Here is a 22,381-nt window from a genome sequence, read left to right as displayed (position 1 = left end):
GAGGGAGACAGATCATAGGCACGGCTGGCCTCGGCCACCGTGGTCTTGCCCTGGATGATATCCAGCACCAGCGCGCTCTTGCGCCTGGCCGTCCATCGTTTGATATCTTCTTCCCTCTTCACGCTCATCGTCTGTTTCCTTGATTATGGCGTGAGCAGGTTTTTACTGGGTCATTACAGTCTGCTGTTATCGATTTTTTGTTTTTTTACCTGATAACAGCGGAAATAACCGCAATCCGGTCCGGCTGCTGCCGGATGCTGCGGGACCCCTCAGGACAACAAAAAACCCGCAAAGCCTTGCGCCATGCGGGTTTGGTGGCTGTTGCCGGACTGCTGCGGACTTCAGTGTGGCGCCCCCGACAGGAATCGAACCTGTAACTGCCCCTTAGGAGGGGGCCGTTATATCCATTTAACTACGGAGACTCACGGGAAAACTCAGCTGGTGCGGTCGACGGCCTGATGCACCAGATCGCACAGTGCCTGACGGGCGTCGGTGTCGGGCAGGATCGAAATGGCATCCTGCGCGCGGTGCACGGCGGCCCAGGCCTGTTCGCGGGCATAGTCGAGCGCGCCGCTGGATTGTACCGCAGCCAGCACCGCATCGAAATGGTCACGGTTCGCCTGTTCCAGTGCCTGGCGCACGACGGCAGCCTGTTCCGGCGTGCCCTGGCGCATGACGTAGATCAGCGGCAGCGTCGGCTTGCCTTCGGCCAGGTCGTCGCCGAGGCTCTTGCCGATGGTGTCGGCGTCGCCCGAGTAGTCGAGCACGTCGTCGATGATCTGGAACGCGGTGCCGAGTTCGATGCCGTAGCGGGCCAGGGCTTCTTCCTGCTCCGGCGTGCCACGGGCGAGGATGGCGCCCAGCCGGCCGGCGGCCTCGAACAGTTTGGCGGTCTTGTACTGGATCACGCGCAGGTAGCCGGCTTCGTCGATACTGGTGTTGCCGATGTTCAGCAGCTGCAGCACTTCGCCCTCGGCGAGGACGTTGGTGGCGCCGGCCATGACTTCGAGCACGCGCATGCTGTCGGTGGCGACCATCATCTGGAACGCGCGGGTGTAGATGAAGTCGCCGACCAGCACGCTGGCGGCGTTGCCGAACATCGCGTTGGCGGTTTCGCGGCCACGGCGCAGGCTCGATTCGTCGACGACATCATCGTGCAGCAGCGTGGCGGTGTGGATGAATTCGATCATCGCCGCCTGCTCGTGCACACTGTCGCCGGACAGACCGAGCGCACGCGCGGCCAGCAGCACGACGGCGGGGCGCATGCGCTTGCCGCCAGCGTTGATGATGTAGTCGGCAACCTGCCGGATAAGCACTACATCAGAATGCAGGCGACGACGGATGACCTGGTCGACGGCTTGCATGTCGTCGGCAATCAGTTTTCGATACAACGGGTTAGGCACGGCAGACTCGACTCGGAAACGCGCGGAGAACGTTCGGATTGTAACAAAAAGCGCGGGACGCGTGATGCTGTCTGCGTAACGGGCTGGCTGGCGCGGCGAAGGGGGCAGAACGGGTCGGGAAAGTTGACGCCAATCAGCGACTTGCGTATCCTCTTGCCTCTTCCGCGAATGGTTCGTGGAAGTTTATTGGAGTTCAATGTCTATGTTCGCGGTCGTAAAAACCGGTGGCAAGCAATACAAAGTTGCCATTGGCGAAAAACTCAAAGTAGAACAGATACCGGCAGACATCGACAGCCAGATTGTACTGGACCAGGTACTGATGGTTGCTGATGGTGAGCAGGTTGAAGTCGGTGTCCCGCTGGTGGCTGGTGCCACTGTCAAGGCCACTGTGATTTCCCATGGTCGTGGCGACAAGATCCGCATCTTCAAGATGCGTCGTCGGAAACACTACCAAAAGCATCAAGGCCACCGCCAGAACTATACCGAAATTCGCATCGACGAAATTTCGAAGTAATCCAGGAGCAGAATCATGGCACACAAAAAAGCTGGCGGTAGTTCACGTAACGGCCGCGACTCACAGGCAAAACGCCTCGGCACCAAGGTGTTCGGCGGCGAGCTGATTCCGGCTGGTTCGATCATCATCCGTCAACGTGGCACCCGTTTCCACGCTGGCGAAAACGTCGGTTGCGGCAAGGATCACACCCTGTTCGCCAAAGTCGACGGCTATGTGAAGTTCGTGACCAAGGGCGCGCTCAAGCGCAAGACCGTCGTCGTCCTGCCGTACACCGGCGTGGAAGAAGCGGTAGCAGCCTGAGCCACAGGCAGCGCATGCCTGACTGCTGACAAGGTCGGGTCGCACCGGGCGCCCAGCGCCCCCCGTGGCAGGATTTGTCAGCAGTGGCCCTATCCTTGTGATAGGGCTTTCGTTTTTCAGGAGACGGCGCACTGGCGCCGTCCGGCTGCCCCGCCTGCGCGCGCGGCGCATCCCCACCGCGTACCGGAGACACCATGAAGTTTATTGACGAAGCGAAAATCGAAGTAGTCGGCGGCAGGGGCGGCAACGGCTCCGCCAGCATGCGGCGCGAAAAGTTCGTGCCCAAGGGGGGCCCGGACGGTGGCGACGGCGGTCGTGGCGGCAGCGTGATCGCTGTTGCCGACAAGGATATCAACACGCTGGTCGACTACCGCTTCGTCAAGAAGTACATCGCCCGGCATGGCGAAGGTGGCCGTGGCGCCGATTGCTACGGCAAGGGCGCGGACGACATCATCCTGCGCATGCCGGTCGGCACGGTCATTGTTGACCAGGTGACCGGCGAACTGGTCGCGGACCTGACCCACGATGGCCAGCAGGCCGTGCTGGCCAAGGGTGGCAAGGGCGGGCTGGGCAATATCCATTTCAAGAGTTCCACCAACCGCGCACCGCGTCAGACCACCAAGGGTGAAGAGGGCGAGGAGCGCGCGCTGAAGCTGGAACTGAAGGTGCTGGCCGACGTCGGCCTGCTCGGCATGCCGAACGCCGGCAAGTCGACCTTCATCACTGCCGTGTCGGCTGCGCGACCCAAGGTCGCCGATTACCCGTTCACCACCCTGCACCCGAACCTGGGCGTGGTTCGCATCGACGAGAACCGCAGCTTCGTCATCGCCGACATCCCGGGCCTGATCGAGGGTGCAGCCGAAGGCGCAGGCCTTGGTCACCGCTTTCTCAAGCACCTGCAGCGTACCGGTCTGCTGCTGCATATCGTCGACCTGTCGCCGTTCGACCCGGAAGTGGACCCGGTGGCCGAAGCGCGCGCCATTGTCGAGGAGCTGCGCAAGTACGACGAGCATCTGTACAACAAGCCGCGCTGGCTGGTGCTGAACAAGCTCGACATGCTCGACGAAGCCGACCGCATCGAAAAGACCCGGGCCTTCCTCGACGCCTATGGGGTCGACTTCACCGTCGACAAGCTGGCTGACTACGATCCGATGCAGCCGCGCCTGTTCACCATGTCGGCACTGACCGGCGAGGGAACGCGCGAACTGTGCTACGCGATCATGACCCATCTGGAACACGTGCGCGCCGCCGAACGCAGCGAGGAAGAACTCGCCGCCGCCGAGCAGCCGTACAACCCGGCCGCCTGATTCCGCGCATGCGCGACGATACGCTCGCCGATTTTCTGGCGCCGGGACTGTTTCCGGCCGACCTGCCGGCGCTGAGCGATCTGCTCGGCGCCCGGCAGGTGATCGATGCCCTGATCACGCTGTTTCGTGGCGGGGAGGACGAAGTGCTGGTCCGGCTGCTGGTGCTGCGCGAAATCGGCGCCCGCGCCGGCGCACCGCGCTGGACGCCGCAGGATCTGCAGCAGCGCTTTGCCTATCTGAACCCGACCAAGCTCGACACCGTGCTCAAGCGGCTGCGCGAGAACGGCCTGCTGCTGTGGCACGCCGACAGCGGCGACTACCAACTGGCCGAACATGCGCGCCGGGTTCTGGCGGCGCTGGCCACGCTGGTGCAGCTGGACGGCGACGATGCCGAACTCGGCTATCTGGCCGGACAGGTGGCTGCCGGTCAGGCGATGGGCGAAGTCAGCGGCGAAGCGCTGACCCATCTGCTGGCCCGGCTGAACGAACTGCATGCCGAGTTCGAGGAAGCCCTTGAATCGCAATCCGAATTCCGTATCCGTGCGGCCCAGGGCCGGCTGGAAGCGGTATGGCGCTGGGTGGCGCGCGGGACGGAAGTCGTGCGAGCCATCATCCGTGACGATACCCAGGACCTGAGCACACTGGCCGCCGCGCAGCAGGTGGCCTATGCCCAGGCACGCATGCTGCATCTGGCCGGCACTTTCCAGCGCCGGCTGGCGCAACTGGCGGTGCAGCGGGTCCATCTTGGCCAGAGCGGCCTGACCTCGACCGATATTGCCGGCTGGCTGCGCACGCAGAGTGCGCCGGCACTGGCCGGCCTGCTGGATGGCGTGCTGTCCCCGCCGCCGCTGGCGGCTTTCCTGTCCACGCCGGAACTGGCCGATGTGGCCGAATACGAACTGATTGCCCGCGAGCGGGTAGTGGCGGCGACCACCGGACTGCCGCCGTCGCGCGCGACCGACGATGCCGAGCCGCAGGCGGCCGAGCGGCAACAGGAGGCCGACGCCTTTCTCGAAGCGCTTGACGCGCTGCCGCCGGGCCGGATGGCGCCGATCGCCGGGGTCGTGCTGGCCGACAGCTATGCCGAGACTGCCTATCGCATGTCGCTGCTGGCGCTGCTGGGTGACCCCGAGCCGGGCGATGATGCCGGCGCGCTGTCGCGGCTGGCGACCGCGCCGTGGGCACTGGCCGGTGGCGAGGGCCTGACCCATCCCGATCACCCCGAAATCGCGTCGCTGTCCGACGCGCAACTGATTCCTTTTACTGATCGCTGAGCCGCATGGACGCTGACCTTGCAACGCTTTCCGCGCGACTGATCGCGCACCGCACGCTTCCCCGCAGCGACAAGCTGGTTCGCCGCGCGCTGATGGACGAGGTGTTCCGCCAGGCGCTGGACGAACGGCTGGCCCAGGTCGGGCTGTCCCTGGCCGACAACCCGTACGCGGCTGAAGTGGCGGTCTGCCTGCAGCCGGCGCAGCATGAGGCGGTGTTCGGTCAGGGCGAAACCTGGCAGAACAATACGCTGGAGCTGCCGCGCGACGCAGTGGCGCTGCTGGTGGTGCTGTGGGCGCTGATCGTGCTGCCGAAGCGCGAGCGCCAGCATGCGCGGGTCGAAGCCGGCCGCGAGTCGCAGCATGACATGTTCGGCGAAGGCAAGCCGATCGCCACTGGCGACGACGTGTCGGTCGGCGTCAACGAGGAGGCGATCTACGCCGACTTCGGCAATCTGCTTGGCGGTCGCACCAAGTTCAGTGCCAACCTTGGCCGGCTGGTGAACCTTGGCTTTATCGTTCGCCGGCAGAAGCTGCTGACCGAGGGGCCGCTGCTGGATACGCTGATCGACTACGGCCAGCTCGCACCGCGCATCCTCGAAGGCGCGCTGTCCGAAGTGCTGCTCAAGCGCCGGCAGGACGCCGGCCTCTGAACCCGGGGCTTGCCCCGCTCCCTGTCCTTACTGGAATCCGGTCCAACGCATGTTTCAACTCCGCGCCCTCGAAATGGTTCATTGGGATTACTGGCAGCGCCTGACCGTGCCGCTGGACGCCCAGATCGTCACCATCACCGGCCCGAACGGCTCCGGCAAGACCACGCTGCTCGATGCGCTGCGGACCCTGCTGGCGCTGCGTTGTTCCGGCAAGCGCGACTACAAGCGCTATGTGCGCAACAATCGTTCGCCATTCGCCTGGCTGCGCGGTGTGGTCGACAACCCGCGCCGGCTCGAATCGGGCCTGTACCCGACGCCGTTCTTCCCGCTGATGAGCGAACGCGTGACCCTGCTGTGCCGGGTCAGGAAACAGGGCGGCGACTGGGTACGCCATTACGCAATTCTGGAAGGCGATGTCCCGCTTGGCGACGAGCTGGAAGCCGGCGTCACCTGGCTGGGCGTGCATGAATACCGCCAGCGGCTGGAGGCCGCCGGCCTGACGCCGGCGATTGCCGAGGTGCTGGCGCTGGAGCAGGGCGATACCGACAAGCTGTGTGAATACTCGCCGCGTGCGCTGCTGGACCTGGTGTTCCAGGTGTTCGGCGACAAGGCGGTGCTCGATCACTATGCCGCCGCCCGCGATGAACAGGTGCAGACCGAGATCGAACTGGCCGAACTGGCCAAACGCCGCGATGTGCTGGCTGCGCGGGTGGAAAACGCCGTCGGTCGCGCCAATCGCTATGTCGAGTGGCGTGCGCTGCAGGAGGAGATCGCCCGGCTGGAAAGCGAAGTGCTGCCGACGCTCGGCTATATCGAGGGCCGGGGCAAGCTGCGCCAGCACTGGCGTGACGAACGCGCGGCGCGCGCGGCCTGGCGTCGCGAGTGCGAGGCGCAGACGCTGGATCAGGCCGATCTGGCCGGGCTGGCACGGGCCGAGGCGCAGGCTGATGCCCGTCGTGTCGCGGCCAGCGATCACTACCGGCAGGTGCTGGCCGAGTTCCAGTCGGTGCGCGAGGCATGCGCCGGGCTGGACGCGCAACTGAAAGAGCGTGACCGGCTGCAGGCGCTGTCCGGCAAGGACTGGGGCGATGACCAGGCCCGACTGGCCGCCCGGCATGAAATGCTGCGCCAGGAAGCCGCCGCGCTCGGCGCCAGTCTGAAGGCCCGGCGTGACGAGCGCGAACAGCTCGGGGTCGAACGTGCGGCGCTGTCCTCGGGTGGCCGGCGCGCACCGGACGAGGTGCGGGCGTTCCGCATCGCGCTGGAAGAGCAGGGCGTCGACCATGGGCTGCTGGCCGAGCGGGTCGAAGTCACCGATCCGGACTGGCAGATCGCCGTCGAGTCGCTGCTGAAACCGTATCGCCATCTGGTGCTGCTCGGCAATCCGTCCGACCGCGAAACCGCGTTCGCACTCGGACGCCGGCTGCGCTACCGGCACTTTATCGTGCCGGATGCCGAGCCGGCACCGCGTGCCAAACCGGGCAGTGTGCTGGAAGTGGTGCGCTTTGCTTCGGCCGTGCCGGGCTGGCTGGCGCGCATTCTGAATGACACCCGGCGGGTCGCCGACGAGCGCGAAGGCGAGGCACTGGGCGGCGAGTGGATCACGCCGGACGGTTATCTGCGCGAACGGCGCGGCGGCCGGCATATCGGCGTGGCCGCGCATGACCTCGCTTTTGGCGAGGCAGCGCGCCAGGCCCGGCTGTCCCAGGTCGAGGCCCGGCTGGAGCGGGTCAACCGTGACATCCTGGCCGAGGAAGAGCGGCAACTGGCACTGAATCGCGAAGCGCGCGAACTGGCCGAATACCTGGGCGGGGTCGATGCCATCCGCCTGCTGGAAGCGCGTGCCGACGAATATGCCGCACTGGAAGCCAGCCGCCGCGATCTCGCCGCGCGCGCCGCCGATATCGGCGCCGCCGTGGCGGCGGCGCAGGAGGCCGAGCGCCAGGCGCGTGACGAACACGACCAGGCCCGTCGCACGCACGAACGACGGGCGCTGAACCTGCAACAGCAGTCGCAGCGACTGTCAGCCCTGCAACTGGCCGCGGTCGAGGCGCGCCGCATGGTGCGCCGTGATCTGGCCAGTCTGCGCGATCTGGCCCGACGGCTCGACCCGCGCTGGCTGGATGCCGGGTATCTGGAAGCGCTGTCCGGTGAATTCGGTGATGCCGGGGATGCCGAGCACGCACTGCGCTATGCGCGTCAGCGGCTGGAACTGGGCGAGTGGGAGCGGGAAGAAACCGTACTGACCAGCCGTGACCTGCTGCGCGACGAACTGGTCACGCTTGACCTCGACATGCAGAAACGCGGCGCGGAAGTGGAGCGCGCCAGTGCGCTGACCGACGAGGCGCGCAGCGCCTATGTCGGCAAGCTGCGCGCCACGGTACGCGCCTATGGCCGCAACCTGAAACGGCTGGGCGAGCTGTCCGGCATTGCGGTCGAGGCCGACTTGCCCGAGTTCGGCGACGACGACAGCCGCCTGCTGCAGGCCGGGCTGACCGTACGCTTCAACTTCGACCACAAGGGCATGATGGGGCTGAATGACGGCGAGGCGTCCGGCGGGCAGCAGGTGATGAAATCACTGATCCTGCTGGTCGGGCTGATGATGGACGAGTCCCAGCCATCCGGCTTCGTGTTTATCGACGAACCGTTTGCCCACCTGGACATCTTCAATATTGACCGGGTGTCGAGCTTCCTGCGCGCGACCGAAGCCCAGTACCTGATCACCACCCCGAATACGCACAACATCAATATCTTTGCGCCGAGCGAGCTGACGCTGGCGACGCGCAAGAAGCGGGCGGGTGAAGCGTGGGCGCCGCCGTTGCTGCAGGTGCGGCGGAAGGGCAGTGCACCGGATACGCTGCCGGTTGACGAGCGCGCGGATCGTTGAGCGCCGGGAACCTCCGGGTGAAAAGCGCGGCCCCGGTTATTGCCGATCCTTGTGGGACTGCCGGTCGCGGACGACCAGCCAGCGCGGTGTCCGGAATTTGACAATGCGGCGGTACAGCCAGATGTAGGCGGCAATGAACAGCAGTGTGGACAACTGCAACAGCCGGGTGTTGTTCCAGAACAGTACTGCCGGTATTACGCCCAGCGATGACAGCAGCCACAGGTACGGCGAGGTCATCGAGTTGCGGAACAGCTTGTCGGCCGGGCGCGAACTGCCAACCGTCCATTTCATCAGCCGCTTGTAGATCAGCTGGTGCAGGTGGGCGGCATCCGGCATGCCCGGGTTCGAGCGCCGTGACGTCCGGCGCAGCACGGTGAATGTCATTTCGACGACCGGGTAGCTGACCAGCAGCAGCGCAAACCAGGGTGATACCTGAGGGTTGCGTGCGACCAGCAGGATATCGAGTGCGGCGATCAGGAAACCGAGCAGATAGGCACCGCCATCACCGAGAAAGATCAGCCCGCGCGGCCAGTTCCAGAGCAGGAAGCCCAGGCAGGCTCCGATGCCGGCTATTGCGCATGACCAGATCAGGTGGTCGCCGAGCAGGAAGGCGACATAGGCAATGCCACCCAGCATGATGGCCGCGACGGCTGTCGCCAGCCCGTTGTAGCCGTCGATGAAATTCATCGCATTTGTGACGCCGCAGATGGCGATCAGTGTCAGCGACAGGGAGACGGCCGGGTAGCGCAATGCTGCCTCCAGGACAGGGATGTCCAGCCGCGTAATCTGGACACCGAGCAGCCACCATCCCAGTCCCGCTGACAGCAGGATCCCCGCCATGCGCAGGCCCAGCCCGCCCTGTTTGGACATGTCTTCATACAGCCCGCTGAGGAAGGCCGGCAGCGTGACTGCCAGCAGCCCCAGGTAGGCGGTGTGAAGTGGCGAGTGCCGCAACCACAGTACCAGCCAGCCAGTGCCCAGTGCGATGAGCAACGCGACACCGCCGATGCGGGGCACCGGGGCAACATGGAATTTTTGCACGCCTGACAGGTCGGAGTCCGCACTGAGCCGGGCATGAAAGTGACTACTGCGTACCAGCCACAAGGTAAGCATAAAGCTGGTCAGTAGAGTGGATACGAAGAGAACCATACCGATATTCTAACGGATTGGGCTCTCCTGACGCGGAAAGCTGTAGATGAAAATCCGCGAAAAAACAGTGGGGTGGATCTGTTCTGATAAAAGGAGCTGTTTCCACCATGTGCATTATTACTGACTGATACTCTCGGCCGAAGTTGGGCGGGCTTGGCGCAATCTGGAATTTTCCAGCTCAGCGAGCATGGTAAATATCTGGCAAGCAGCAGTATGGATATTCACTCCGGATAGTTACCCATTTCGCTCAATAACCGTGAGGATTGTCGCATTGCCATCGCCATGTATCCGCACACATGGCATCCAGTCCGCGTGTCGCTTTCCAGCCCAGTTCCCTTTCTGCCCGAGCGGGATCGGCATAGCAGGTAGCCACGTCGCCCGGACGACGGGCAGCAAGGACATGCGGGACCTTGCGACCGCTGACTCGCTCGAAAGCATGTACGACATCCAGTACTGAATACCCGCGCCCGGTGCCCAGGTTGCAGGTGTGCAGCTGTCCGGCGGGGGCGTTGCCCAGTGCCTCAATGGCCATCGCGTGGCCAACCGCCAGATCGACCACATGCAGATAGTCACGCACGCCGGTCCCATCCGCTGTCGGGTAGTCATTGCCGTATACAGACAAGAATTCCCGCTTTCCGACGGCGACCTGTGCAATAAACGGCATCAGATTATTGGGAATACCCTGCGGGTCTTCCCCGATCAGCCCGCTCTCGTGCGCCCCTACCGGATTGAAATAGCGCAGGATCATGATCGACCAGTCCGGCTCTGCGCGGTGCAGGTCGCGCAGCATGTCTTCGACGATCAGCTTGCTGCGGCCGTAGGGGTTGGTCGCGGACAGCGGAAAGTCTTCGGTGATCGGTACCTGATGCGGGTCGCCATAGACCGCGGCGGTAGAGCTGAACAACAGGGATTTCACGCCATGGCTGCGCATGGCCGTCAGCAGGGTGAGTGTGCCGCCGATGTTGTTGTCGTAATAGCTCAGTGGCGCTGACACTGACTCGCCCAGAACTTTCAGTCCGGCAAAATGGACGACGGTGTCAATGGTGTACCGGGCAAACAGCTGCTTCAGCGTGCCGGCGTGACGGATATCACCCTCCACGAAGATCAGCGGCTTGCCGGTGATTCGTTCCACCCGGTGCAAGGCTTCCCGGCTGCTGTTGCACAGATTGTCCAGCACGACCAGCTCGTAGCCAGCCTCAAGCAGTTCGACACAGGTGTGGCTGCCTACATAACCGGCGCCACCGGTAACAAGAAGGGTGGTCATGGCGGTGTGATGGCATTTTAAAATGGTTGGATGGCGGAAGGAGCCGGCAGGCCCCTTCCGCCAGGCACAGCATCAGAACAGCTGTTCCTTCACGTTCTCTACTGCATCGCGCGCCGAGTCCGGCGGCGGCGTGCTCGGGCTGGCTGCCGGGTCGGCTTCATTGCTTTCCACCGAGCGGCTGGCCTGGTTGTTGAGGCCGAGCTCCGGACTGGTCTGCAGGAATTCCTGATAGTAATACTCGGGCTGTCCGTGCAGGCCGGCACCCGGCTTGACCACGATGCCGCTGGGCACCGGCAGCTCGACTTCCGGTACGCTCTTCAGCGCGTGGCGCATGTACGAGATCCAGATCGGCAGCGCGGCGCCGCCCCCGGTTTCCCCGCCGCCCAGCGATTTGTTGTTGTCGAAGCCGACCCAGGCGATGCCGACCAGCTCGCCGGGGGCGAAGCCGGCGAACCAGGCATCCCGCGAATCGTTGGTGGTGCCGGTCTTGCCGGCCAGGTCGCTGCGGCCGAGCGACAGCGCGCTGCGACCGGTGCCGAACTTGACCACGTCCTGCATCAGGTTGGTCATGATGAACGCGTTGCGCGGGTCGATGACCTGCCTGGCATTCTGGCCGGCCACGATCGGGGCGGTCTTGGCCAGCACATGGCCCAGACTGTCCTCGATGCGGTCGATAAAGTACGGCTTGACCTGCCAGCCGCCGTTGGCGAACACGCTGTAGCCCTCGGCCATGCCGAGCGGCGTCACCATGCCGGCGCCGAGCGCCATGGTCAGGTAGGCCGGATGCTGCTTGGGGCCGAAGTCGAAACGCTGCAGATACTGCTGGGTGTAGTCGGTGCCGGTGGCCATCAGCACCCGGATCGACACCAGGTTCTTCGACAGGGTCAGACCACGGCGCAGCGTCATCATGCCGGCGTAGCGGCCGTCATAGTTCTTCGGTTCCCAGCGCTGGCCGCCGATGGTCTGCGGGTCGATGACCAGCGGAGCATCATTGACCAGCGTGCTCGGGGTGAAGCCGCGTTCGAGGCCGGCCGAATAGATGAACGGCTTGAAGCTCGACCCCGGCTGGCGCCAGGCCATGGTCACGCGGTTGAAGTGGTTGCGGTTGAAGTCGAAGCCGCCGACCAGCGACTGGATCGCACCGGTCTTCGGGTCGACGGCGACGAATGCCCCTTCGACCTTCGGCATCTGGGTGATCGACCAGCCACCGTCCTCATCCTTGGTAATGCGGATGATGGAACCGGGGCGGATGCGTTGCGCCGGCGTCAGTTTCGGCGACAGGAAACGCTGGGCAAAGCTCAGTGCCCGCCCCCTCAGGTCCACCTTGTCGCCGCCGCGCAGATAGACGCTGACCAGCGTTGGCGAGGCTTCGAGTACCACGGCCGGCTGCAGCGAGCCCGAGTCGCGAATGGCGGCGAGCGCATCATCCAGCGCTTCGTCACGGTCGGCGCCTTCCGGCAGCGCGGCCAGATCGATGAACGATTCCGGTCCGCGATAGCCATGGCGGCGGTCATAGCTCATCAGCCCCTCGCGCACGGCGTCGAATGCCCAGCGCTGCGGGTCCGATTTCAGCGTGGTGTACACGCGGAAGCCCTCGGTGTAGGCGGCTTCCTTGTAACGGGTATACATCGACTGGCGCACCATTTCCGCCACGTACTGGGCCGGCACCGAGAAGTCCTCGTTGCGGCTGGCCAGCTTCAGCTTCTCCTGCTTGGCGGCCTCGTACTGGTCGTTGTCGATGAAGTTCAGCTCGCGCATGCGGCGCAGCACGTACAGTTGGCGCAGGTGCGCGCGTTCCGGATTCACTACCGGGTTGTACGAGGACGGTGCCTTCGGCAGGCCGGCCAGCATGGCCATTTCCGCCGGGGTCAGCTGGTCCAGTGTCTTGCCGAAGTAGATCTGTGCGGCCGAGGTGAAACCGTACGCGCGCTGGCCGAGATAGATCTGGTTGTAGTACAGCTCCAGAATCTGGTCCTTGGACAGGTTGTGTTCGATCTTGAATGCCAGCAAGGCCTCGTTGAACTTGCGGGTGAAGGTCCGTTCGCTCGACAGGAAGAAATTCTTCGCGACCTGCATGGTGATGGTCGAGGCGCCGGAGCGGATATGACCGGTGGTCACGTTGGCCACCGCCGCGCGGGCGATGCCGAGGTAGTCGATGCCGCCGTGTTCGTAGAAGCGCTCGTCCTCGGCAGCGAGAATGGCCTTCTTCATCAGCGGCGGGACTTCGCCGATCGGGGTGAACGAGCGACGTTCCTCACCGAATTCGCCGATCAGGGCGCCGTCTGCGGTATAGACGCGCAGCGGGATTTTCGGGCGATAGGCGGTCAGGACATCAAGGCTGGGCAGGCGGGGATAGGTGACGGCAATGCCGACACCAGCCAGACCTGCGCCGATGACGATCAGCACCGCGACAATCAGGGCGATGCCTCCGAGCAGTCGGGAAAACATGTGCGGTGAAACTTCCGATGGGAAAACAGCGCAGTATAGCGCCAGATGGTCCGCCTGCCATTTTCGTTGCGAACAGATACGATTGAGGCCCGCTCGGCCATGACGGCTGCGTGGGCCTTGGTTACAATGCGGCCCCATGACGGCAGGCAACTACATACTTATTGGCCTGATGGGTGCGGGCAAGACGACTGTGGGTCGTCACCTTGCCCGTCTGACCGGCCGAACCTTTCACGATTCCGACCACGAGGTCGAATCGCGTACGGGCGTGCGCGTGACCACCATCTTCGAGATCGAGGGCGAGAACCGCTTTCGCGAGCGCGAAAAGGCGGTGATCGCCGAGCTGATGCAGCGTGACGGCATCGTGCTGGCAACCGGTGGCGGTGCGGTGCTCGACCCGGACAACCGTGCGGCGCTGAAGGCCGGCGGCACGGTCATCTATCTGCGCGCGACCATCGACGACCTGCTGATCCGCACGGCGCACGACAAGAGCCGGCCGCTGCTGCAGACCGGTGACCCGCGCGCCAAGCTCGAAGCGCTGTTCGCCGTGCGCGACCCGCTTTATCGCGAAATTGCCGACGTGGTTGTCGACACCAGCCGGCAGAACGTCGGCGTGCTGGTGCAGCGGCTGCTGGCCAAACTCAAGGAAACTCCCGAGTCATGATCACGCTTGACCTGACGCTGCCCGACTGTCGCTACCCGATCCATATCGGCCGGGGCCTGCTGGACCGGGCCGGCGAACTGATGGCACCGGTCCTGCCGCAGCCGCGCGCGCTGATCGTCACCAATGACGTGGTGGCACCGCTGTATCTGGCGCGGCTTGAGGCTTCGCTGGCGGCCGCCGGCATCCAGACCCGGGCCGTGGTGCTGCCGGATGGCGAGTCGCACAAGGACTGGCAGACGCTGAACCTGATTTTTGATGCGCTGATCGACATGCGCGCCGAGCGCAAGACCACGCTGGTCGCGCTGGGCGGCGGCGTGGTGGGCGACATGACCGGTTTTGCCGCCGCCTGCTGGCAGCGCGGCGCGCCGTTCGTCCAGGTGCCGACCACGCTGCTGGCCCAGGTCGATTCGTCGGTCGGCGGCAAGACGGCAATCAACCACCCGGCCGGCAAGAACATGATCGGTGCGTTCTGGCAGCCGCGGCTGGTGCTGGCCGATATCGCGCTGCTCGACAGCCTGCCGCCGCGGGAGCTGTCGGCCGGGCTGGCCGAAGTGTTCAAGTATGGCCTGATCGGCGATGCCGGTTTCTTCGACTGGTGCGAGGCGCAGGCGGCAGCGCTGATGGCGCGCGATGCCGATGCGCTGATCCATGCCGTGCGCCGCAGTTGCGAGATGAAGGCCGACATTGTCGGGCAGGACGAGAAGGAGCAAGGCGTGCGCGCACTGCTGAATCTCGGTCATACCTTTGGCCACGCGATCGAAGCCGGGCTCGGCTTCGGTGTCTGGCTGCATGGCGAAGCCGTGGCTGCCGGCATGCTGCTGGCGGCCGACCTGGCCGCGCAGCTCGGCCGCCAGTCCGCGGGCGAACTGGACCGGATCGAGGCCCTGCTGGCCGCGGTGCAACTGCCGGTACGCGCGCCGGACCTTGGACTCGACGCGTGGCTGTCGCTGATGGGGCACGACAAGAAAGTCGATGGCGGGCACCTGCGCTTTGTCGTGCCGGACGGCATCGGCCGGGCGAGCGTGGAATCGGACGTCGATGCCGATGCGCTGGCCCGGGTGCTGGGCGGTCGCTTTATCGCGCGCTGAACGGTATTTTCCCTGCTGCACCATGCTCATGGCTGCTGTATCAGCGGGGCGATCGGCATGGCGGAGCGAGGGGCAAATACCCTCACGGCGTAGCCGGTTTTGGTAATAATCTCCGCATAACACTTACTCAGGGGTGGGTGGAAAAGCGGCGATGATCACCATTGCCCGCGTGTTGCCGGCTGACGACCGGCCGTTCGCCCGCACCCGATTTCAGGGGGACTCTGCATGGACACCCGAGCCACGTCTGCGCTTGCCGCGCGCCCGTCGCAACCTTCCATCCTGCCGGGTTTTCCCTGCACCCTCTCCTGTTTTCCCTTCCGTGCCGCAAGACGACCCTCACCCCGGGCTGCCATGTCGAAGGCAAGCCCGTAATGACATTGGAAATCCGTATTTTCACTAATTGTCTAACAGTGCACGGTCGACGATGATCTGCCTGCATGCATGTGAGGAGAGCGCTTGCCATGGACTACGAGATTGAACTGCAAACCCTGATTAACGCCATGCTGCTGGTCAGCGTCAGTTATCTGCTGGGGCAATGGTGGCGACAGAACCGCTTCGTCAAAGCCAGCGCACGAGGCATCGATCCGGTCGGGGAGGCAGAGGTTTTCCTGTTCCAGGGCAAGGTTCGTCATGCCATCCGCGTACTGAAGGCTGCACTGGACGACGAACCGGGCAATATGTCGGTCAAGGTCGTGCTGCTGCGGGCGTTCGCCGATGGCAACTACATCCGCGAGTACAGCGAACTCGCACGCGAAGTGTCCGAACCGCTGCAGGGTGAACCGATCTGGCAGCAGATCCAGCGCACCGGGCGGGAAATGGAACCGGACAATCCGCTCTATCACTGCTGATAGCCAGTCGTACAAGCAAAAACCCGCCACACAGCATGGCGGGTTTTTTTCAAGCCCGCCGTGACGGCGGGCGTGGCTGGGCAGGGCTCAGGCGGCCTGCGGGCGGCCGATCGGGTAGTAGTCGATGCCGGCTTCCCTGACCGCTTCAGGCGAGAACAGGTTGCGGCCGTCGAAAATGACCGGTGTGCGCAGGCTGTTGCGAATCGCGGCGAAGTCCGGGCTGCGGTAGGCCTTCCATTCGGTCACGATGACCAGTGCGTCGGCCTGTTCCAGCGCCGTCATCGGCGTATCGGTAAAGCGCAGGCGCGGCTCGTCGCCATACAGCCGGCGGGCCTCGTCGATGGCCACCGGGTCGTGGGCCACGATGCGGGCACCGGCATCCAGCAGCGCGGCGATCAGGGTCCGCGACGGCGCTTCGCGCATGTCGTCGGTATCCGGCTTGAATGCCAGCCCCCACAGCGCGAAGGTGCGGCCGGACAGGTCGTCGCCGAAACGGGCCTTGATCTTGCGCGGCAGTACCGACTTCTGGTTCTCGTTGGCTTCCTCGACGGCGCTCAGCACGCGCAGGTCGATGCCGGCGGCATCCTTGGCTGTCTTCAGCAATGCCTGCACGTCCTTCGGGAAGCACGAGCCGCCATAGCCGCAGCCCGGGTACAGGAAGTGGTAGCCGATGCGCGGGTCCGCGCCAATGCCCTTGCGCACCATCTCGATATCCGCCCCGAGCACTTCGGCCAGGTTGGCCAGCTCATTCATGAACGAAATGCGGGTGGCCAGCATGGCATTGGCCGCGTACTTGGTCAGCTCGGCGCTCTTGATGTCCATGACCTGCAGGCGGTCATGGTTGCGCTGGAACGGTGCATACAGCGTGCGCATCAGCGCCAGCGCGCGTTCGTCCTCGACGCCGATGACGATGCGGTCCGGCCGCATGAAGTCGTCGATGGCGGCGCCTTCCTTCAGGAATTCGGGGTTGGATACCATGCCGAACGGCAGGTCGACACCGCGCGTGGCCAGCTCTTCGCAAATGGCGGCGCGGACCTTGTCTGCGGTGCCGACCGGCACCGTGGACTTGTCGATCACGACCTTGTAGTCGTCCATATGGCGGCCGATGGCGCGCGCGGCGGCGACGACATACTGGAGGTCGGCGGAACCGTCTTCATCCGGCGGCGTGCCGACGGCGAGGAACTGCACCGTGCCGAAACGGACAGCCTGCTCGACATCGGTGGTGAAGCGCAGCCGGCCGGCCGCCACGTTGCGGCGGATCATCTCTTCCAGACCGGGTTCGAAGATCGGGACGCCGCCCTGTTCCAGCGTGCGGATCTTGGCCGCATCCACATCCAGGCACAGTACGTCGTTGCCCACTTCCGCCAGGCAGGTGCCGGAAACCAGACCGACATAGCCGGTGCCTACAACAGTCACTTTCACGATTCGTTTGCTCCGACGTGATGATTCATCCGCAGTTTTTGCGGTGGGGAATGGCAAAACCGGCAGTTTATCACTGCGCGAATTAGCGTTCTTCAAGCAGCGCCGCATAGACGCTTTCCATGCGGGCCACCACGGTCTCCATCGAATAGTTCGTGACGCAGCGTTCACGTGCTGCCGCCCCGCGCACGGCGATCGATGCCGGATCGGCCAGGATCTCCTTCAGCACGGCAGCAATCCGCTCAGGTGCATGCGCCGGCACCCGCCAGCCCTGCACACCCGGTTCGAGCAACTCGGGCAGGCCGCCGACGTCGGACACGATGACCGGTTTGCCCATGGCCATCATTTCACGGCCGGCGTACGAGGCCATTTCCTTGTGCGACAGCACAAAACCGACATCCATGGCGCGCAGCACCGGCCGGACATCGGCCAGCAGGCCGGTCAGCGTCAGCTGTGGGCGCAGTCCGAGCGCATCGACGCGTTGCAGCAGATCATCACGCGGCGGGCGGCCGGCAAGGACCACATGCAGGCGGTTGCGCTGTTCGAACGGCAACAGCGATATCGCCTGCAGCAGGTCCAGCCAGCCCTTGTATTCCGAGGTACCGGCATTGCTGCCGAGCACCAGCGTGTCCGGTGCCAGCCCGGGCAGCAGTGCGGTACGTGCCTCCGCCGCCTGGCGGGCATCCGCCGGTGTAAAAAAGCCGGTATCGACACCAAGCAGCACGTCAACCAGCCCGGTCCTGGCATAGGGTGATGCTTCCAGAATGCGCCGTGCTTCCAGGCAGGTGCAAATGGTCCGGTCCGTGGCAAAGTGTGCGCGGATCGATGCGCCGAGACCGGAAATCGGCAGATTGTTGTGCTTGGTATAGACAACGCGCGGCCGCTGGCGGCCCATGCCGGCCATGGCCAGCATCACCAGTCGGTGGTCGGGCGAGCCATTGACATGGACGATATCGAACCGCTCATCACGCAGGATCTTTGCCAGCGCACGGCGTGCCGGCCACAGCCGTTTGAAATTGTTGCTGAAGTCGATGGCGAAGGCGTGCAGCGCCGGATCGGCCTCGGCCATGGCATGAAGCTGGCTGCCTGCCGGCGAAGCGATGCTGACCTCGTGCCGGGCTGCCATGGCTTTGGCCAGCCCGTTGATATAGGTGAAATGGCCGCCGCCGGAACCGTGGTGGAAATTGGTATAGAGGATTTTCATCAGGTCAGCGCTTGCGTTGTTTGAGCCAGTAATGGGCGGCGCCGAAAAGCGGATGGCGCACCAGCCACAGCTTTCTTGCGATCCAGTTCGCGGCCTTGCCCTTGTCGCCGATGCGGTACAGATGGCCCGGGTCCGATCCCGGGCGGTTCCGGTCGGTATCCCGGGTGGTGTACAGGTAGCGGAAGCCGGCCTGGCGGGCCACCTGCAGGTAGTCGTCATCGAAATAACCCTGCGGCCAGCACAGATGCCGGGACGCTTCGCCAAGTCGTGCATGCAGTGTGGCCTGTGACAGGGCCAGATCCTCTTGCAACCGCGCGGTTTTCTCTTCCCTGCTGGCGCAGACGCGGTCCCAGCGGGTGTGGGAGTGAGTATGGCTGTGGAACTCGAACGTGCCGGCGGCACGCATGCGTTCGATCTCGCTCCAGCGTACGGCGATATCGTCGGTATTGCCGGCCTCGATCAGTGCCTTGCTGTCCTCGCGGCTGGGGACGACGGCCGGGCTGGGCTCCCCTGCATGCAGCCGTGCCGGGCCATCGTGATTCCAGCCGGTAACCAGGAACATGACGGCATGCAGGCCGTAGCGCTGCAGGACCGGATGGGCATGGACATAGTTGTCCAGCAGGCCATCGTCGAAAGTCAGCACCACCGACTTCTTCGGTACCGGTTTGCCGGCCAGAAAAGCCTCGACACCGGCACTGCCGAGTGTGCTGTAGCCGTGTTCGGCCAGCCAGTGCATCTGCGCCGCGAAGTGCGCCGGGGTGATGGTCAGGGCACCCGGCACCGGGTTTACGTGGTGGTACATCAGCACCGGGAGCGTGCCGTTGCTGGCAAGGGACGAATCAGGCATGGGCAGAGGGCTTTACCGTTTCGGTGGCAGCGGTGGCAGGCGCCGGCTTCGACAGGGCGAGGAAGGCGACGACCATGACGCTGTATAGCGGAAAGATACGCGTATCGCGGAACATGTGCTCCGGCAGGCTGAATACCATGTAGCTCAGGCACCACAGCAGGCCCAGACAGGCAGGCACCCGGATGGCCGCCGGTGGATGCTGGCGCAGGCGCCGGATAAAGTAGGCCGCCGGTACGGTATAGGCCAGCAGTAGTGCCAGCAGGCCGGGCAGACCGTACATCGACAGGGCGGCCAGGTAGTCATTGTGCGGTTCGCCAAAGTTGTCGGCGACGAAGGGGGTCACCTGCCCGCTGAGCGCATAGGCATCCAGGAAACGGTGGAAGGCAACCGGATTGCCGATGCCGAGCCATGGCTCCTGCAGGAACATGTGCCAGGCGGCATTCCATAACTGCAGACGGATGCCGAGGGATGTGTCAGGCTGTTGCTTGAACGTGGCCAGGTCGTGCACGCCTTCCATAAGGCGAGCGTTCAGTGTGGGTTCAGTCCAGACAAACAGTCCTAGCAGCAGAGTAGCCAGCAGCAGGCCGGGCACCAGCCAGCGCAGGAGCAGGCGCTTGCCCATGCTGACGGGCAGCAGGATGGCAAAGGCCGGAACCGCCAGCCAGCTGCTGCGGGTCTCGGTGACCAGGGTGGCATACAGTGCCAGCGTACCGACGGCGAGCTTGGCTGCCATTTCCAGCTTTTCATGGCGGCTCAGCGTCCAGCCCAGTGAAACCAGCGACGCGAGGCCCAGCAGCATCAGCAGGTTTGCATAGCTGACAGCATTGACCTGGATGCCGGTGTGACTGAAGACGTTGCGGCCGAGGCCGAGAATGGGCACCAGAGTGATGGCCATCCCTGCACCAATGCCGGCGCCAGCCAGATAACCCCACTGCAGGTGACGCAACCGCTCCGGCGCCAGTTGCAGCAGCAGCCAGAATATGGGCAGTGCCAGGGCAAGGCCGAGCTTCTTTTCCAGTTCCCGGCCATCGAAAATGCCGTGATAGGTAAAGGTTGCTGCCAATGACGCCACGGGCAGCAACAGGGCGACGCACAGGGGCCAGTATTCCCGCGCAAAGGCGGCAGGCGACGACAGGCCCAGACGCCTGTGGCAGGCCAGGGCGGCCAGCGCAAGCAGAACCAGCAGGTAGAAGCAGATCTGGCTGACTGGCTTGAATGCCAGCGACAGTGCCGGCAAGGCCAGGAGTGGGACAAGTACCGGCAGGCTCAGGTTGACAGGGCGTTTCATGAATGCAGGGAAGTGGCCAGTGTCTGGAAGAGGGTGAGATAGCGCCCGGCCATGATGCCGACCTCATGGTTGGCGCGTACATAACGGCAGGCGGCATCGACCATGGCTGCCGTGGCCGGACCGGCGGCTAGCAGCGTGTCGATATGGGTCGCCAGTGCATGGCTGTCGCCAACCGGACTCAGCAGTCCCCGGCCTTCGGCGAGCAGTTCTTTCAGGCCGCCGGCGTCGGTCGAAGCGACCGGCACCCGTGCCTGGAAGGCGTCGAGCACGCTGCTGCCAAGGCCTTCTTCACGCGAGCTCATGACAAAGACGTCGAACAGCGGGAACAGCGCTTCAACTTGCGGCTGGTGGCCGGGCAGCAGATAGCGATCCTGCAACCCGAGCCCGGCAACGCGTGCCCGCGCCGCGTCCAGCAGCGCACCGTGACCGAGATGCAGGAACACGACATCGTCGCGCCGGCCCAGCAGTTCGGCGGCGGCGTCGATCAGGGTGAACGGATCCTTGTCCTCGGCCAGGGCGGCGGTGGTCGCCACCACTTTCCGGCCATCGAGCCGCCAGGCTGCCGCGCAGTCGCGCACCCGTTCCGGGTCCGGCACGATCGGCAGCACGGCCGACGGAATGATGTGGACATCGTCAATGCCAAGACGGCGCACGCTGTCGGCGCAGGCCTGGCTGATGGCGACGACGGCATCCGCCTGGCGGTATTTCCAGGCGGTGAACGTGCCATGCAGCGCAAAGGCGACCCGGCGTGACATGACGATCGGGCGGCGGTGCGCCCAGCGTGTCGCGGCCAGCCAGGTCAGTGCGTGGCCGGTCTGCGCGTGCAGGATGTCGTAGTTGTGGCCATGCCGGATCAGGAAACGCACGATATCGAGCGGACGCCGGCAGCCATGCACGGTCAGGCCTTCGCTGCCGGCGCGGGTGGCAAGGGTTTCGCCGTCGCGGCACAGCAGGTCGACCTCGTGGCCGGCATCGCGAAACGCCAGGCTGCTGAGCAGGGTCTGCCGTTCGCCACCGCGCCAGCCGCGCTCAAAGTCGAGTTCGAGAATTTTCATCGGGAAGCTGTCTCGGGCGGGTGAGCAGGGAAAGTTTGGCGTAGCGGTAGAAACTGCCGATGCCGGCGCCGACCGCCAGCAGCAGTCCTTCGCGGCCGTCGAGGAAGCCGCGCCGGAGCAGGTAGATGCGGATAAAGGTCCACAGGCCGTGACCGAAGGCGCCGGGCAGGCTGGCGCGCTTGCCGCGTGCGAACATCGCGGCGGCGGCATCGGACGAGTAGCGGTTCATCTTGGTGATGGCGCTGTCCAGATCCGGGTAGGTGTAGTGCAGCAACGGCTGGCTCAGCATGCCGGGGCTGCCATCAAACTGCACACTCTCATGGAGCGGCACATCACTGAAGCGGGCCCGGCCGTTGCGGAACAGGCGCAGTACCGGGTCCGGCCACCAGCCGGAATGGCGGATAAAGCGGCCGCAATAGCTGGACAGGCGCGGAATCCGGTAGGCGTCGTGGGCCGGGGCGGCGAGGAGGGCGCGGATTTCCGCTGCCAGTGCCGGGGTGACCCGCTCATCGGCATCGATGCTGAGCACCCACTGACCACGGGCCAGGTCGAGCGCACGGTTTTTCTGCGGGCCGAAGCCCGGCCAGTCGCCGGTCACGGTCACCGTGGCGCCGTGTGCCTCGGCCCGGGCCACGGTATCGTCGCTGCTGCCGGCGTCGACGACGATGATTTCGTCGGCGAACGCCACCGCGTCAAGGCAGGCATCGATGTGCGCAGCCTCGTTTTTGGTGATCAGGATGACGGAAAGAAAGGGCGTCATGGGAGCGGGGGTCCT

The 22,381-nt window shown here is 64.6% G+C and carries 20 protein-coding genes and 1 tRNA gene; 9 read left to right on the top strand and 12 right to left on the bottom strand.

Translation table 11 applies throughout. The features are described from left to right. The 3 genes from DFO50_RS11320 to ispB form a co-directional block, all read right to left on the bottom strand. Positions 1-128 (bottom strand): DUF1153 domain-containing protein (locus tag DFO50_RS11320; RefSeq protein WP_146745053.1); only part of this gene is annotated, 128 nt, incomplete at its 3' end. Positions 129-347: 219 nt separating this feature from the next. Further along, positions 348-422: transfer RNA gene (locus DFO50_RS11315), tRNA-Arg, on the bottom strand. A 12-nt stretch (positions 423-434) separates the two neighbouring features. After that, positions 435-1,403: an octaprenyl diphosphate synthase gene (gene ispB, locus DFO50_RS11310; RefSeq protein ID WP_107889214.1), complete on the bottom strand. Its 969-nt coding sequence runs from the start codon at positions 1,401-1,403 to the stop codon at positions 435-437. A 202-nt stretch (positions 1,404-1,605) separates the two neighbouring features. Here ispB and rplU point away from each other — a divergent pair, with 202 nt between their 5' ends. The 6 genes from rplU to DFO50_RS11280 all read left to right on the top strand — a co-directional run bounded on the left by rplU (position 1,606) and on the right by DFO50_RS11280 (position 8,335). Then, positions 1,606-1,917 (top strand): 50S ribosomal protein L21, encoded by a 312-nt coding sequence (gene rplU, locus DFO50_RS11305; RefSeq protein ID WP_028500221.1) that lies wholly within the window; start codon positions 1,606-1,608, stop codon positions 1,915-1,917. A 15-nt stretch (positions 1,918-1,932) separates the two neighbouring features. Beyond that, complete coding sequence (gene rpmA / locus DFO50_RS11300; RefSeq protein WP_028500222.1) at positions 1,933-2,217, top strand: 50S ribosomal protein L27; 285 nt, start codon at positions 1,933-1,935, stop codon at positions 2,215-2,217. Between the two features lie 194 nt (positions 2,218-2,411). Continuing rightward, positions 2,412-3,524 carry a GTPase ObgE gene (obgE, locus tag DFO50_RS11295; protein WP_028500223.1) on the top strand — a complete coding sequence of 371 codons (1,113 nt, stop codon included), beginning with the start codon at positions 2,412-2,414 and terminating at the stop codon, positions 3,522-3,524. 8 nt (positions 3,525-3,532) lie between these two features. Next, positions 3,533-4,798, top strand: a complete 1,266-nt coding sequence (locus DFO50_RS11290) for a hypothetical protein (protein ID WP_112692517.1) — start codon at positions 3,533-3,535, stop codon at positions 4,796-4,798. 5 nt (positions 4,799-4,803) lie between these two features. Then, positions 4,804-5,448, top strand: a complete 645-nt coding sequence (locus DFO50_RS11285; RefSeq protein ID WP_233495243.1) for a hypothetical protein — start codon at positions 4,804-4,806, stop codon at positions 5,446-5,448. 49 nt (positions 5,449-5,497) lie between these two features. Continuing rightward, positions 5,498-8,335, top strand: a complete 2,838-nt coding sequence (locus DFO50_RS11280; RefSeq protein ID WP_112692516.1) for an ATP-binding protein — start codon at positions 5,498-5,500, stop codon at positions 8,333-8,335. 36 nt (positions 8,336-8,371) lie between these two features. On the opposite strand, the gene DFO50_RS11275 is transcribed toward DFO50_RS11280, so the two are convergent. From DFO50_RS11275 to DFO50_RS11265, 3 genes are all read right to left on the bottom strand, one after another. Further along, a complete protein-coding gene (locus tag DFO50_RS11275) occupies positions 8,372-9,484 on the bottom strand; it encodes a glycosyltransferase family 4 protein (protein WP_028500225.1) in 1,113 nt (370 codons plus the stop codon). Between the two features lie 247 nt (positions 9,485-9,731). Next, positions 9,732-10,748, bottom strand: coding sequence for a UDP-glucose 4-epimerase GalE (gene galE, locus DFO50_RS11270; RefSeq protein ID WP_112692515.1), 1,017 nt, complete (start codon positions 10,746-10,748; stop codon positions 9,732-9,734). Positions 10,749-10,820: 72 nt separating this feature from the next. After that, a complete protein-coding gene (locus DFO50_RS11265) occupies positions 10,821-13,196 on the bottom strand; it encodes a penicillin-binding protein 1A (RefSeq protein WP_028500227.1) in 2,376 nt (791 codons plus the stop codon). 169 nt (positions 13,197-13,365) lie between these two features. Between DFO50_RS11265 and DFO50_RS11260 the strand changes: the two genes are divergently transcribed. The 3 genes from DFO50_RS11260 (at position 13,366) to DFO50_RS11250 (ending at position 15,793) form a co-directional block, all read left to right on the top strand. After that, positions 13,366-13,857 (top strand): shikimate kinase, encoded by a 492-nt coding sequence (locus DFO50_RS11260; protein WP_036386731.1) that lies wholly within the window; start codon positions 13,366-13,368, stop codon positions 13,855-13,857. Further along, positions 13,854-14,945: a 3-dehydroquinate synthase gene (aroB, locus tag DFO50_RS11255; protein ID WP_028500229.1), complete on the top strand. Its 1,092-nt coding sequence runs from the start codon at positions 13,854-13,856 to the stop codon at positions 14,943-14,945. Before DFO50_RS11260 ends, aroB begins: the two co-directional genes overlap by 4 nt. A gap of 461 nt (positions 14,946-15,406) precedes the next feature. Then, complete coding sequence (locus tag DFO50_RS11250) at positions 15,407-15,793, top strand: FimV family protein (RefSeq protein ID WP_051529028.1); 387 nt, start codon at positions 15,407-15,409, stop codon at positions 15,791-15,793. Positions 15,794-15,880: 87 nt separating this feature from the next. Here DFO50_RS11250 and DFO50_RS11245 read toward each other — a convergent pair whose 3' ends face one another. From DFO50_RS11245 to DFO50_RS11220, 6 genes are all read right to left on the bottom strand, one after another. Beyond that, positions 15,881-17,215 carry a UDP-glucose/GDP-mannose dehydrogenase family protein gene (locus tag DFO50_RS11245; protein WP_028500231.1) on the bottom strand — a complete coding sequence of 445 codons (1,335 nt, stop codon included), beginning with the start codon at positions 17,213-17,215 and terminating at the stop codon, positions 15,881-15,883. 82 nt (positions 17,216-17,297) lie between these two features. After that, positions 17,298-18,416, bottom strand: coding sequence for a glycosyltransferase (locus tag DFO50_RS11240; RefSeq protein WP_107889220.1), 1,119 nt, complete (start codon positions 18,414-18,416; stop codon positions 17,298-17,300). A 4-nt stretch (positions 18,417-18,420) separates the two neighbouring features. After that, positions 18,421-19,263, bottom strand: a complete 843-nt coding sequence (locus DFO50_RS11235; protein WP_107889222.1) for a polysaccharide deacetylase family protein — start codon at positions 19,261-19,263, stop codon at positions 18,421-18,423. Further along, positions 19,256-20,551 carry an O-antigen ligase gene (locus DFO50_RS11230; protein ID WP_112692514.1) on the bottom strand — a complete coding sequence of 432 codons (1,296 nt, stop codon included), beginning with the start codon at positions 20,549-20,551 and terminating at the stop codon, positions 19,256-19,258. Before DFO50_RS11230 ends, DFO50_RS11235 begins: the two co-directional genes overlap by 8 nt. Then, positions 20,548-21,606, bottom strand: coding sequence for a glycosyltransferase (locus DFO50_RS11225; RefSeq protein ID WP_112692513.1), 1,059 nt, complete (start codon positions 21,604-21,606; stop codon positions 20,548-20,550). Before DFO50_RS11225 ends, DFO50_RS11230 begins: the two co-directional genes overlap by 4 nt. Then, positions 21,581-22,366, bottom strand: a complete 786-nt coding sequence (locus DFO50_RS11220; protein WP_028500234.1) for a glycosyltransferase family 2 protein — start codon at positions 22,364-22,366, stop codon at positions 21,581-21,583. Before DFO50_RS11220 ends, DFO50_RS11225 begins: the two co-directional genes overlap by 26 nt. Positions 22,367-22,381 lie beyond the last annotated feature (15 nt).

This window comes from Microvirgula sp. AG722, assembly GCF_003269145.1.
In the GTDB taxonomy this organism is placed as follows: Bacteria; Pseudomonadota; Gammaproteobacteria; order Burkholderiales; family Aquaspirillaceae; genus Microvirgula; species Microvirgula aerodenitrificans.
This window is presented reverse-complemented; position numbering and strand designations above follow the sequence as displayed.